The organism is Kitasatospora sp. NPDC052896 (genome assembly GCF_044547075.1).
Taxonomy (GTDB): domain Bacteria; phylum Actinomycetota; class Actinomycetes; order Streptomycetales; family Streptomycetaceae; genus Kitasatospora.
The window spans coordinates 352327-365611 of record NZ_JBITZU010000003.1 but is presented as its reverse complement, the minus strand read 5'-3'; the positions used below and the strand labels follow the sequence as shown (position 1 = coordinate 365611).

General features: G+C 71.2%; 12 protein-coding genes. 8 read left to right on the top strand and 4 right to left on the bottom strand.

Features of this window, described 5'->3' with window-relative positions; all coding sequences use genetic code 11:
* Window positions 1–67: 67 nt before the first annotated feature.
* Genes ACIGXM_RS10320 through ACIGXM_RS10305 form a run of 4 tightly spaced genes read left to right on the top strand, consistent with a single transcriptional unit; the run spans window position 68 to window position 4922 of the window.
* The gene (locus ACIGXM_RS10320) at window positions 68–679 is read left to right on the top strand and encodes a DJ-1/PfpI family protein (protein ID WP_396558943.1); all 612 of its coding nucleotides are present in this window, start codon (window positions 68–70) and stop codon (window positions 677–679) included.
* The gene (locus ACIGXM_RS10315) at window positions 676–2496 is read left to right on the top strand and encodes an AGE family epimerase/isomerase (RefSeq protein WP_396558941.1); all 1821 of its coding nucleotides are present in this window, start codon (window positions 676–678) and stop codon (window positions 2494–2496) included. Before ACIGXM_RS10320 ends, ACIGXM_RS10315 begins: the two co-directional genes overlap by 4 nt.
* A 3-nt stretch (window positions 2497–2499) precedes the next feature.
* Window positions 2500–4590, top strand: coding sequence for a glycogen debranching protein (locus tag ACIGXM_RS10310; protein WP_396558939.1), 2091 nt, complete (start codon window positions 2500–2502; stop codon window positions 4588–4590).
* 2 nt (window positions 4591–4592) lie between these two features.
* Window positions 4593–4922 carry an STAS domain-containing protein gene (locus tag ACIGXM_RS10305; RefSeq protein WP_396558937.1) on the top strand — a complete coding sequence of 110 codons (330 nt, stop codon included), beginning with the start codon at window positions 4593–4595 and terminating at the stop codon, window positions 4920–4922.
* A gap of 61 nt (window positions 4923–4983) precedes the next feature.
* Here ACIGXM_RS10305 and ACIGXM_RS10300 read toward each other — a convergent pair whose 3' ends face one another.
* Window positions 4984–5820, bottom strand: a complete 837-nt coding sequence (locus ACIGXM_RS10300) for a helix-turn-helix transcriptional regulator (RefSeq protein WP_396558935.1) — start codon at window positions 5818–5820, stop codon at window positions 4984–4986.
* A gap of 193 nt (window positions 5821–6013) precedes the next feature.
* Between ACIGXM_RS10300 and ACIGXM_RS10295 the strand changes: the two genes are divergently transcribed.
* From ACIGXM_RS10295 to ACIGXM_RS10285, 3 genes are all read left to right on the top strand, one after another.
* A complete protein-coding gene (locus ACIGXM_RS10295; protein ID WP_396558933.1) occupies window positions 6014–7144 on the top strand; it encodes an MFS transporter in 1131 nt (376 codons plus the stop codon).
* Window positions 7145–7312: 168 nt separating this feature from the next.
* A complete protein-coding gene (locus ACIGXM_RS10290; RefSeq protein ID WP_396558931.1) occupies window positions 7313–8776 on the top strand; it encodes an aldehyde dehydrogenase family protein in 1464 nt (487 codons plus the stop codon).
* A 249-nt stretch (window positions 8777–9025) separates the two neighbouring features.
* A complete protein-coding gene (locus ACIGXM_RS10285; RefSeq protein ID WP_396558929.1) occupies window positions 9026–9427 on the top strand; it encodes a VOC family protein in 402 nt (133 codons plus the stop codon).
* A 53-nt stretch (window positions 9428–9480) separates the two neighbouring features.
* Here ACIGXM_RS10285 and ACIGXM_RS10280 read toward each other — a convergent pair whose 3' ends face one another.
* From ACIGXM_RS10280 to ACIGXM_RS10270, 3 genes are all read right to left on the bottom strand, one after another.
* Complete coding sequence (locus tag ACIGXM_RS10280) at window positions 9481–9993, bottom strand: methylated-DNA--[protein]-cysteine S-methyltransferase (RefSeq protein ID WP_396558927.1); 513 nt, start codon at window positions 9991–9993, stop codon at window positions 9481–9483.
* 94 nt (window positions 9994–10087) lie between these two features.
* On the bottom strand, window positions 10088–10672 hold the full coding sequence (locus ACIGXM_RS10275; RefSeq protein ID WP_396558925.1) for a GNAT family N-acetyltransferase: 585 nt from the start codon (window positions 10670–10672) through the stop codon (window positions 10088–10090).
* A 254-nt stretch (window positions 10673–10926) separates the two neighbouring features.
* Window positions 10927–11832 (bottom strand): aminoglycoside phosphotransferase family protein, encoded by a 906-nt coding sequence (locus ACIGXM_RS10270; RefSeq protein WP_396558923.1) that lies wholly within the window; start codon window positions 11830–11832, stop codon window positions 10927–10929.
* A gap of 261 nt (window positions 11833–12093) precedes the next feature.
* Here ACIGXM_RS10270 and ACIGXM_RS10265 point away from each other — a divergent pair, with 261 nt between their 5' ends.
* A complete protein-coding gene (locus tag ACIGXM_RS10265) occupies window positions 12094–13281 on the top strand; it encodes an aminotransferase class V-fold PLP-dependent enzyme (RefSeq protein WP_396558921.1) in 1188 nt (395 codons plus the stop codon).
* Window positions 13282–13285: the final 4 nt, after the last annotated feature.

Here is a 13285-nt window from a genome sequence, read left to right as displayed (position 1 = left end):
CGGTCCGCTCCCGTGGACCGGCGGCGGAGCGGCGCGCACCCATCCGACACGAATCGAGGACAACACAATGACCCAAAACACATCGGTATCGCCTGGGCGCCTCATCGGCAGGCGGATCGGGATCCTCGTGGAGAGCGACTTCGTCGAGGACGAGATCTCCTACTACCGGCGCCGGTTCGCCGAGGAGGGCGCCGAGGTCGTCCTGCTGACCCGGCTGTGGGGACAGCCCTCGCTCACCTTCACCGGCCACGAACACCGGGCCCCGCTCACCGTCACCGAGGACCTGGAGTCCCTCGACTACGGGGAGCTGTCGCGGTACTCGGCGCTGGTGGTGCCCTCCGGCATGGTCGCCGACCGGCTGCGCTACAGCGAGGACGTCGACCAGCCGGCGCCGGCGGTCGACCTCATGCGTCGGGCGTTCCGGCTGCCGCACGTGGTGAAGGCCTTCTCCTGCCACGGGCTGTTGCTGATGTCGGCCGCCGCCGAACTCGTCCGCGACCGCCAGGTCACCTGCCACAACAACCTGGTCGGTGACGTCCGGAACATGGGAGCGGTCTACGCCAACCAGGACGTGGTCGTCGACGGCGATCTGGTGACCGGGCGCACGGTCGATCACTGCCACCTGCTGGTCCGGGCCGTCATCGACGTGCTCGACACCCCGCTGGTGTTGGCGTCATGACCACGGACCTGGCCTTCTCCTTCTCCGACAGCGTCGCGGGGCGGGTGCTGGGCCGCCACGGGCAGCGGCTCCAACTGCGCACGCCGGACGGCCGCGAGGTGACCGTCCACCTCACCGACGTGACGTTCGCGCAGCAGTTGCGCAACCTCGGCCAGCCCTACCAGGACGTCACCGGTCGACTGGACGAGCTCCTGCAGCCGGGGGCGTTCGTGTTCAGCTACGGCCCGGTCTACCCGCGCGAGTCCGGCCTGCACTTCCAGTCCACCCAGCTCATCGTGGTGGCGGAGTCCGACGTCCGCCCGCCGTACGAGCAACCGGGCTGGTGGACCGAACAGTTGAGGCAGTTGGCCCGCTTCTACCGGCGCTCCCAGTTCGGCACCACGCGGATCGACTTCGCCGACTACCGGACGGAGATCCGCAGGAGCGGTGAGAAGACCCTGACCCATGTGCAGGAGACCGACACCATCTCCCGGATGCTGTACGGGATGGCGACGGCGTTCATGCTCACCGGGGAGGAGGACTTCCTCGACGTCGCCGAGCGGGGATCGCAGTACCTGCACGACCACATGCGGTTCCAGGACCCGGCCGAGGACGTCGTCTACTGGTACCACGGCATCGACCTCGAGGGGCCGCGCGAACACAAGTTCTTCGCCTCCGAGTTCGGCGACGACTACCGCGCGATCCCGGCGTACGAGCAGATCTACGCGCTGGTCGGGCTGACCCAGACCTACCGTGCCACCGGCAGCCCCGCCATCCTCGCCGACATCGAGGGCACCGTCCGCCTCTTCGAGCGGTTCTTCGCCGACCCCAAGCTCGGCGGCTACTACTCGCACATCGACCCGGTGACGCTCAGCCCGCACCATGACTCGCTGGGTCCCAACCGCTCGCGCAAGAACTGGAACTCGGTCGGCGACCACGCCCCCGCCTACCTGTTCAACCTGTTCCTCGCGACCGGCGACGAGCGCTACCGCCGGATGCTGGAACACACCTTCGACATGATCGTCACGCACATGCCGGACCGTTCCGACGAGCGGAGCCCGTTCGTCAACGAGCGGTTCCACGCGGACTGGACACCCGACCGGGAGTGGGGCTGGCAGCAGGACCGGGCCGTCGTCGGACACAACCTGAAGATCGCCTGGAACCTGATGCGGATGCAGGCGACCCTGCCGAAGGTGGAGTACCGCGCCCTGGCCCAGCAGATCGGCCGCACGATGCCGGAGGTCGGCCGGGACCCGCAGCGCGGTGGCTGGTACGACATGGTCCAGCGCATCCCGGAGGAGGGCCGGCACGCGTTCGTCTGGCACGACCGCAAGGCCTGGTGGCAGCAGGAGCAGGCGATCCTGGCCTACCTGGTGCTGGCGGGCCACACCGGGGACCAGGACTTCCTCCGGCACGCCCACGAGTCCTCGGCCTTCTACAACGCCTACTTCCTGGACCACGACGAGGGGGGCGTGCACTTCACCGTCCTCGCCGACGGCCTGCCCTACCACCTGGGGAACGAACGGCTCAAGGGCAGCCATGCGATGAGCATGTACCACAAGGCGGAGCTGTGCTACCTCGCCGAGGTCTACACCCGGCTGCTGGTCCACCGCGAGCCGCTCGACCTCTGGTTCCGCCCGCAGAGCGACGCCCAGTACCCGCAGGGTCTGCTCCGGGTCGCCCCGGACGTCCTGCCGGCCGGCCGGGTGGTGCTCGAGTCGGTGCGCATCGACGGTGCGCCGTACACCGACTTCGACCCGGAGAGCATGACGGTCCGGCTGCCGAAGAGCCAGTCCCGGCACATCGTCCAGGCCCGACTGCGCCCGGTGAGGGAGTAGCCCATGAGGAGCGCGACCGGGCCGGCCCGGCTCCGGAACCCGATCGGCGGCCTGTCGTCGGGGCCCGGCCGGCCGCTGCCGTTGGGCGCGACCGTGGTGCCGGGCGGGATCAACTTCGCGGTCAACTCGTCCGTCTCGGAGCGCGTCTGGCTGGTGCTCATGGACCCGGACGACGGTACCGTGCTGGCGGAACTGCCCTTCCCGGACCGCTACCGGGTCGGCTCGGTCTTCACCCTGCGGGTGTCCGGGCTCGACCCGGCCCGGGTCGGGTACGGCTTCCGCGTCGAGCCGTACCCGGGCCAGGCCGCCGGCACCCGCTCGCCGGTGCTGCTCGACCCGTACGCCCGCGGCCTGGCGGGCGGCGGGAGTTGGGGCGAGCGCCCGGACTACCGCTCGCAGCTCGTGGTTGACCACTCCCAGCCGGACGTGCCGCGGCCGGGGACCGCGGCGGAGGACCTCGTCATCTACGAGCTGCACGTGCGCGGCTTCACCCGCCACCCCAGCTCGGGAGTGCGCCACCCGGGCACCTTCGCGGGCCTGCGGGAGAAGATCCCGTACCTGCGGGAACTCGGGGTCAACTGTGTGGAACTGCTGCCGATCGCGGAGTTCGACGAGACCGACAACACCTACACGTCCCCGGAGACCGGAGCGCCGCTGCGCAACTTCTGGGGCTACAACACCGTCGGGTTCTTCGCGCCCAAGACGGCCTACGCCGCGGATCCCACCCCGGCCGGGGCGGACGCCGAACTCCGGCAGCTCGTCGCGGAGTTGCACCGGGCGGGAATCAAGGTGGTGCTCGACGTGGTGTTCAACCACACCGCCGAGGGGAACCATCGGGGTCCGACACTGTCGTTCCGCGCACTGGACGCGCCGGCCTACTACCTGCTGACTCCCGAGGGCGACCACCTGAACCTCACGGCGACCGGCAACACGGTCAACGCCAACCATCCGGTGACGCGGGCCCTCATCCTGGACTGCCTGCGCGGTTGGGTCACCCGGTTCGACGTCGACGGCTTCCGCTTCGACATGGCCTCGATCCTGGCCCGGGGCACCGACGGGCGACTGCTCGACGATCCACCCCTGTTGGAGGCCGTCGCCCACGACCCGGTCCTGGCGCACTGCCTGCTGATCGCCGAGGCCACCGACGCCACCGGCGTCGACCAGGTCGGGTGCTTCCCGTCCTACGGTCGGTGGAGCGAGTGGAACGGCCGCTACCGGGACGCCATCCGGCGGTTCCTGCTGGGCCGCCCGGGTAGCACCAAGGAGTTCGCCGGCCGCTTCATCGGCTCCCCCGATCTCTACCGCGAGCGCGGCACCGCGGCCTCGATCAACTACATCACGTGCCACGACGGTTTCACGCTCGCGGACTGGACCTCCTACGACCGCCGGCACAACGAGGCCAACGGCGAGGGCGGCCAGGACGGCATCCCCGACGAGGAGAGCTGGAACTGCGGGCACGAGGGGCCGACCGACGACCCCGGGGTGCGACGGCTGCGACGGCGGCAGCAGCGGAACGCGCTGCTGCTGCTCCTGCTGAGCCAGGGCATTCCGATGCTCCTGGCGGGTGACGAGGTCGCCCGCACCCAGCAGGGCAACAACAACGCCTACAGCCAGGACTCGCCGGTGAGCTGGTTCGACTGGTCGGCCACCGGCACACAGGTCGACCTGCTGCGCTTCGTCCGGCACTGCACGGCACTGCGGCAGGCCCACCCGGTGCTGCGTGGCCGCCGGCATCCGGTCGGCGAGCCGCCCACGGGCTGGAGCCACCCGCCCGTGAGCTGGCACGGCGAACGGCCCGACGAGCCGGACTGGAGCGACTCGTCCACCCTCCTGGCGGTCCTGCTGCACCAGCGGGAACCGGCGGGGGAGGCGGACACCGTTTTCGTCACCGCCAACACCGGTGACCGCCACCGCACGGTCCGTCCGCCGGCCCCGCCGACGGGCACCCGGTGGCACCTGTGCATGGACACCGCTGCCGACGCCGGAGCGGACAGTCATCCCGCAGGACGCGAACCGGCTCTGGAGAGCACGACGCTGCGGGTGGCGGACCACTCGGTGGTCGTTCTGGCAGCCCATCCCGACGAGAGGACATGATCATGGCTTTCGAGGCACATCTCGGTTTCTCCGGCACGACCGCAACCCTCCACCTCGCCGGCGACCTGGAGGAGCGCAACGTCCCGCTGCTGCGTTCCCTCATCGAGAAGGCCGCCGGGCGGCCGCTCCAGCGCCTGGTGTTGTACGTCTCCGAGCTCGGCACGCTGGCCGGTGGCGGAGTGCGCTGCCTGGCCTTCGCGCAGCAGCACATGCGCCCCGGGACCCAGTTCATCATCGACGGCGCCAACGAGCCGGTCCGCGAGGCGCTGCGTCTCGGCGGGCTGGACCGGTCGATGACGGTGACCGAGGAGCATCCGGTCCTCTCCAGCTGATCGAAGCCCGGAGCACCGAGGGCCTGCCCCGCCTCACCGGCGGGGCAGGCCCTCTTCGGCGTCACTCGGAGGGTTTCGGGTCGCGGGCGCGGAGCAGTCGTTCCAGGCCGACGGCGTCCTCGGGGGTGGCCGGCAGGAAGACCACCAGATGTTGGTTGAGGTCGTCGGCGACCGAGAGCTTGGCGTAGTTCAGACTGACCCGCCCGGCGAGCGGGTGGTGGAACTGCTTCTGAGCCGGCGTGAAGGCCTGGACGGGGTGTTCGGACCACATGGCCACGAAGGCGGGGCTGGCGGCGGTGAGCGCGGTGATGAGCGCGCCGGCCCGCGGATCGTCGGGCCGGCGCCCGACCGAGGCGCGGAACTGCCCCAGGATCTCCCTGGCCTCGCGCTGCCAGTCGATCAGCACGGTCCGCAGCGAGGGCCGGGTGAACAGCAGCCAGATGCTGTTGCGTTCCTCCTCCGGGAGGTTGTCCAGGCCGCCGACCAGCTCCGCGTAGGCGTCGTTGTAGGCGAGCAGGTCCCAGCACGAGTTGATCACGTGGGCCGGGTTCGGGGCGAGGGTGCGCACCAGGGCCTGGAGGGTCGGATTGACGGTGATCTCCTGCGGCTGCTCGGTCGGCAGCGCGGTCCCGGAGAGCGTGAAGAGGTGGCGGCGCTCGGCGGCCGTGAGGCGCATGGCGTTCGCCAGGCTGTCCAGCACCTGGCGGCTGACGCCGATGTCCCGGCCTTGTTCGAGCCAGGTGTACCAGGTGACACTGACTCCGGACAGCTGCGCCACCTCCTCCCTCCGGAGGCCGGGAGTCCTCCGTCGGGGCCCCGGATCGAGGCCGACGTCACGGGGACTGAGCATCTCCCGACGCGACCTCAGGAAGCTGGCGAGCTGTTCACGTTGCGACATGCCTTCCATTGCAACCGCTCTCTTCCGATTCTGTCCTGGTGCGATTTATACCAGCATGATTGGCCCTCTGTACCAGCTTCACGGGAGGCTCCATCCTGAATACGTGACTACTCAACACACCTCTCCACGTGTCGATCAGGCCGTTACGACACCTGTGAACTCAGCTCCCACCAAGTCGAGTTGGGGACGCCCGGTGGCGGTCCTCGCACTCGGATCGTTCGCGATGGGCACCGACTCGTTCGTGCTCGCCGGGATCCTGCCGCAGATCGCCCACGGTCTGAAGGAGTCGACCGGCGCGGCCGGGCAGGTCATCACCGCCTTCGCGCTGACCTACGCGCTGGCCGCGCCCTTCCTGGCCGCGATCACCAGCAAGCTGCCACGCAAGCCACTGCTGATCTTCGCCCTCTCCCTCTTCGTCCTCGCCAACCTCGCCTCCGCCGCCGCGCCGTCGCTGGCGCTGCTGCTCGTCGCACGTGTCGCGGCGGGCCTCGGCGCGGCCCTGTACACGCCCAACGCCTCCGCGGCCGCCGCGGTCCTGGCCGGCCCGGCCCGCCGCGGGCAGGCCCTGGCGGTCATCCTGGGCGGTCTGACCGTCGGTACCGTCTGTGGTGTCCCGGTCGGTACCGCGATCGGCCAGCACGACTCCTGGCAGGCGAGCCTGGTGTTCGTCGCCGTGGTCGGCGCGGTCGCGCTGCTCGGGCTGCTGCTGACCCTGCCGGCGCTGCCCATCCCGCCGGCCGTGCCGATGTCGGCCCGGCTCAAGGTGCTCGCCCGTGGCCGGGTGCTGGCCATGGTCGCCTTCATGCTGCTGGCCAGTGCGTCGAGCATCATGGTCTACACCTACATCGCCAACGTGCTCGGCGCGACCGCGCACACCACCGGAACGGCGTTGGCGATCGCGCTGCTGCTCTGGGGGGTCGGCGGTACGGTCGGTTCCTTCGGCAGCGGCTGGCTGACCGACCGCTGGGGCGCCGAGCGGACCCTGACGCTCGCCGTGCTGCTGCTGGCCGTCACCCTGGCCGCCCTCACGATCGCGACCTCGACCGCCGCCGTGATGGTCGTCATGACTGTCAACGGTGCTGCCGCCTGGGCCGTGGCCACGCCGAACAACCACCGGCTCACCGCGCTGGTGCCCGAACTGCCGCCCGTGGTGATCTCCTTCAACTCCTCGGGCATCTACCTCGGCCAGGCGCTCGGCGCCGGTGTGGGTGGCATCCTGATCGGTCACGCGGTCGGCGCGCGTCCGCTCTGCCTCATCGGTGTGGCGGTCGCCGTGGTGGCCCTGCTGGTTCACCTGCTCATCGGTCGGCCGAAGCACAGCTGACTTAACGAAACCGCACCCGGACCGCGGTCGGACCGTTGTCCAACGCGACTGCACCGCTAGCGTCTTGGCAGCGGGCAGAGTGAGCCGGTCGGGGAAGCCAGCAGGTTTCCCGGCCAGTCGCGACACCACCCGCAGCCGAATCCATCACTCGCGCACAGGAGTGCAGTCATGTCTCTTCAGGCCCGACCGACCATCGCCGACGGACAGCTCTTCATCGACGGCAAGTTCCGTCCCGCCGAGCACGGTGAGACCCGCGAGGTCGTCAATCCGGCTACCGAGGAGGTGATCTGCCGAGTCGCCTGGGGCACGGTCGCCGATCTCGACCAGGCCGTCTCCGCCGCGCAGGCCGCCTTCGAGAGCGAGGAGTGGGGTGGGCTCACGCTTCCGCAGCGTGGTCGCCTGCTCCTGCGGATCGCCGACGCGATCGACGCGCACGCGGAGGAGCTGGCGCTGCTGGAGTCCCTCAACGTGGGAAAGCCGATCACCGTCGCCAGCGCCTTCGACCTGCCGTTCGCCTCCAGCGTGTTCCGCTACTACGGCGGCATGGTGGAGCAGTTGGAGGGCTCGGCGCGACCGGCCGCGCGGCGGTCGATCGCCATCACCCGCAAGGAGCCGTACGGTGTGGTCGGCGCCATCACGCCGTTCAACTTCCCGCTGAACCTGGCGATCAACAAGATCGCCGCAGCGCTCGCCGCCGGTAACACCATCGTGCACAAGCCGGCCGAGCAGACCCCGCTGTCCACTCTGCGGCTGGCCGAGATCATGGTCGAGGCCGGTCTCCCGGCCGGTGTCTACAACGTGGTCACCGGTGAGGGCGCGACGGTCGGTGCCCGGCTCGCCGAGCACCCCGGGGTCCGCAAGCTCGCCTTCACCGGGTCCACCGCGACCGGCAAGCGGCTGATCGCCACCGCCGCCCAGACGATGAAGAAGGTCACCGCCGAACTGGGTGGCAAGGGCGCCAACATCGTCTTCGCGGACGCGAACCTCGACGCCGTGACCCAGTGGGCCCACCTGGCGGCGTTCGCCAACACCGGCCAGTTCTGCATGAGTGGTTCGCGTCTGCTGGTGCAACGCGACATCCATGACGAGATGGTCGAGCGGATGGTGGCCCGGGCGGCCGCCACCGCTGTCGGCGACCCGCTGGACCCGCGGACCGAGATGGGTCCGCTGGCCCACCGGACCCAGCTGGAGCGGGTCATGGAGTACGTGGCCATCGGCAAGGCGGAGGGTGCCACCGTGGTGACCGGCGGCGCCCCGGCGGGCGACGGTCGCGGCTTCTTCTACCAGCCCACGATCTTCACCGGGGTGACCCCGCAGATGCGGATAGCCCAGGAGGAGATCTTCGGGCCGGTGCTGACCGTGATCCCGTTCGAGGACGAGGACGAGGCCGTGGCGATCGCCAACGGCACGCCCTACGGGCTGGCGGCCGGCCTGCACACCACCGACCTGAGCCGTGCGCACCAGGTCTCCGCCCGGCTGCAGGCGGGCATCGTCTGGGTCAACGCCTGGGCGATGTTCGAGAACAGCATCCCGATCGGCGGGTACAAGCAGTCCGGCTTCGGCCGCGAGCTCGGACCCGAGGGCATCGACGAGTACCTGCAGTTGAAGACCGTCGTCATCAACGCCGAATGACGCCGACCTGTTGACCGCCGCGGCGGTCCGCAGCCAAGCACCGCGGGGGGGGGGGGGGGGGGGGGGGGGGGGGGGGGGGCGGCCCCCCCCCCCCCCCCCCCCCCCCCCCCCCCCCGACCGCGCACGAACCAGCGTTCCGCTGACAGGCGGTACGGATGCGCCTAGGCTCGCCTGTGGGGGCGCCCAACCGTGTCACCACCCGGGTGGGGCGGCCGAGGTGCCCGCGCCGAGCTCAGGGAGGCGGTCCAGGTGACCATCGAGCTGAACCACACCATCGTCCTGTCCCGTGACAAGCGGGCTTCCGCGGAGTTCCTGGCCAGCACGCTGGGACTGGAGGTCGGCGCCCCCACGGGACCGTTCCTCCCGGTCGCCACCGGCAACGGCGTCACCCTCGACTTCGCCGACAGCCAGCAGCCGATCACGCCGCAGCACTACGCGTTCCTGGTGTCCGAGGAGGAGTTCGACGTGATCTTCGCCCGGATCCAGCAGGCCGAGATCACCTACTACGCCCAGCCGACGCTGGAGGGACGTGGCGAGATCAACCACCGTGAAGGCGGCCGCGGTACGTACTTCCTCGACCCGAACGGCCACTACCTGGAGATCCTCACCCGTGCCCACGGGACGGGGTCCGGAGCGAAGGCCGCCGCCTGATCCCTCCGAAGCCCGCCGTCCTCGCCCTCGCCAGCCGCTCCCCGCCCCTCGGCTCAGCCGAGGGTGGCCGGGAGGGCGCCCTCGTGGGCCAACAGGTACTCCTTGCGTTCCAGGCCGCCCGCGTAGCCGGTCAGCGAGCCGTTCGCGCCGATCACGCGGTGGCAGGGGCGCAGGATGAGCAGCGGGTTGGCGCCGATCGCCGCGCCCACCGCGCGGACGGCCGCGCGCGGGGCCCCGATCTGCTCGGCGAGCCGCCCGTAGGTGGTCGTGGAGCCGTAGGGGATGCTGTCGATCGCGGCCCAGACCCGCTCCTGGAACGCCGACCCGTGCGTGGTGAACTCGACCTCGAAGTCCTTCAGGTCACCCGCGAAGTACGCGCGCAGCTGGCGCTCCACCGTCGCGAAGGCGGCCGGTTCGTGCCGCCAGCCGTCCTGGACGACCACCGCCCCCTTCTGGCCGGTCATCGAGACGGACGACAGGGCCAGACCGCCGGCAGCCGTCGCGGACTCCTCGCCGACCAGCAGCAGCTCGCCCAGCGGGCTGTCGATCGTGGTGTGGACGGTCATCGGTGGTGCCTCTCTCCTGCGCTGATCTCTTTCGGTGCGCTCTCCACTGTGCCGCCTGCGGCGGGCCCCGTCCGGCGGATTTCGGACATCATGCTCAGGGCCGTTCCCCGTCCAGGGGGACGACGCCGGGTGGCCGTTCCATCCGCAGGTTCGGCAGCCGTCCCTGCCACAGCATCTCCTCACCGGTGGGCCGGAAGCCATGCCGAGTGTAGAACCGCACGGCCTGGTCGTTGTAGGCCGTCACCCAGAGCCGGATCCGTGCCTCCCCCGCCCAGTCCAGGAACTGCTCCAGCAGGCGGCGACCGATCCCACGGCCCTGGGCCCGGGCCAGCAGGTACATCGGGCCGAGCGTGACCGCCCCGGCGTCCCGCTCGTCCCGGAGGCCGCACAGGAGACCGACGATCTGCCCCTCCACGCGGACCACCCGGCAGAACACCGGCGGTGGCAGCTCACCCGGCGCCCGGACGGACCGCTCGACCACCTCACGCCACCGGGCCACCCCGTCCGCCGAGACCACGTCCCCGCGCTGTTCCCGGATCCACGCCTCGTCGATCCCGGCGGCCTCGTTCGGGTAGGTCTCCAGCCAGGCCGCCAACAGCACCTGGGCGAGGAGCGGAGCGTCCGCGGCCGTCGCCGGCTCGATCAGGGCCATCATCGGTCCAGCCTCCCATTCGTCCATCCCTCGAGCATCCGGCATCCCTCGAGCACCCGGCACGGTCGAGGACCGTACGGTTCACACTCGAACCCCTTCACCCTCGAGCCACCCTCCGCGAAGGAGAGCGTTGCCCGACCGGTCCTTCGCAAGACCCGCCGGCCCGGCTCCTGCTGACGCCGTGACAGCTCACCGCGGGCCGGGCCCGGGCCCGGGCCCGCCTGCCGCCGTCGCCCCGGAGAACCGTGCCGGTCACCTGGGAGGAGGAGCGGTCGCCGCCATCAGGTGGTGCGGTGGTGGTCGGCGAGGGCCTCGGCCACCGCGCGGTGGCCGACGCTCGCGAGTACCGGGTTCGTGACGCGGTAGTAGTGCTCGGCAGTGAGTCCGAAGCACAGCGCCCAACCGCGTCCTCGGGCCCAGGTCGCGTCATCCACGCCGGCCGACTCGCGGAACAGGTCACGGCTCCCGGCGGACAGGAGCGTCCAGGCGACCATCGTGTCGCACGCGGGGTCGCCCACGCCCACCCCTCCGAAGTCGATGACGGCACTGAGTCGGCCCTCTCGACCCAACAGGTTTCCCGGCAGGAGGTCGCCGTGCGACCAGACGGGCGCACCCTGCCACTGCGGGAGCCGGAGGACCCCCTCCCACGCGGCCGTCGCGGCGTCCGCGTCCACCCTGCCGTCCGCCGCCAGGTCCCGGATCGCGGCGCGGACGTCGTCATCGCGCGCACCCACCGGCCCTCCCCGGAAGGACGGTGGCGCGTCGGTGGCGTCGATCCGCCGCAGGGCCGCGACGAAGCGGCCCAGCTCGACGGCGGCATCGTGCGGCTCGACGACCGGCTCGTCGAGGAGATCCGCTCCGTCGAGCCAGCGGTACACCGACCACGCGAACCCGTAACCCTCGCCGGGAACGCCCTCGCCCATCGGCACCGGCACGGCCAGCGGCAGGTGCGGAGCAAGGTGCGGCAACCAGCGGTTCTCCTTGCCGATCTGCTCGGCGGAGCCGGGAGTGCGCGGCAGACGCACGGCCAGGTCGGTACCCAGGCGGTACATCGCGTTGTCCGTGCCGGCGGAGCGGACCTTCGTGACGGGCAGATCCGTCCACTGGGGGAACTGTGCGGCAACCAGCCGACCGACGAGCGACTCGTCGATCTCGACCTCGTCGGCATGCATCTTCACGCTGGACACGAATCTCCTCCGTCTGGGACGGGCCCGACCGCGCCCACCGGCCGCGTCGCGCCACGAGGACCGGAGCCTAGTCGCCTCCTTCGCCCCAGCGCCAAGGCCTTTCGAGCGGATCGCGGTCAGCCGGGCCGAAGGCGCATCCATCTCCGTGCGGACCTCGAGGCGCGAAGTGGCGGCTGGTACTGGGCGAGTGGTGCTTTACCGGGGACGGGGTTCCCGGCAGGGTGGCGGTACGCAGCCCGGCTGGAGGGAAGGCACCACACCATGGACATCGACGCGCTCCGCGAGGAGACCCCCGGCTGTGCCAACCGCGTGCACCTCAACAACGCCGGTGCCGGGCTGCTCTCCCGACGCACCCTCGACGCGGTGGTCTCGCACCTCCGACTGGAGGCCGCGATCGGCGGGTACGAGGCCGCCGCGCGGCAGACCGAGGCGATCGGCGCGATCTACGCCAACCTGGCCGAGCTGCTGGGCGGTCGGGCCGACGAACTGGCGCTGTTCGACAACTCGACGCACGCCTGGCAGGCGGCCTTCCACTCGCTCGCGCTGCGGCCGGGTGACCGGGTCCTGACCGGCCGGGCCGAGTACGGCAGCAACGTGCTCGGCTACTTCCAGGCCGCCCGCCGCAGCGGTGCCGAGATCGTGGTGGTGCCGAACGACCCGTCCGGGCAGCTGGACACCGCCGCGCTGGCCGAACTCATCGACGCCCGTACCCGGTTGGTCGGGGTGACCCACGTGCCCACCGGGGGTGGCCTGGTGAACCCGGCGGCCGAGATCGGTCGGATCACCCGGGCCGCGGGGGTGCCGTTCCTGCTGGACGCCACCCAGTCGGTCGGCCAGTTCCCGGTGGACGTCGAGGAGATCGGCTGTGACCTGCTCACCGGCACCGGCCGCAAGTTCCTGCGCGGGCCCCGCGGGACGGGGTTCCTCTGGGTGCGCGGCACACTGCTGGACCGGCTCGACCCGCTCGTGGTGGAGATGGAGTCCGGCAGCTGGGACGGCGGGCGCGGCTTCAGCTGGCGGCCGGGCGCGCGCCGGTTCGCGACCTGGGAGACGAGCGTGGCCAACGTGCTCGGCCTGAGCACGGCGGTGCGCCAGGCGCTGGACCTCGGGCCGGCGGAGATCGGCCGGCGCTCGGCGGCGCTCGGTGCCCGGCTGCGCGAGCGACTGGCGGAGCTGCCCGGCGTGACCACCCACGACCTCGGCCGTACCCGGTGCGCGATCGTCACCATGCGGCTGGCCGGGATGGCGAGCGCGGAGGTCGCCGCCGCCCTGGCCCGGCAGGACGTCAACGTCAGCGTCACCGCCGCCGAGCACGCGCAGTTCGACACCGAGGAGCGCGGTGTGCACCCGCTGGTGCGCCTCTCGCCACACTACTACAACACCGAGGCGGAGATCGACCGGGTGGTCCGAGCGATCGCCGAGCTGGCGCGAGCGCGGCGGAGGGCCTGACCCC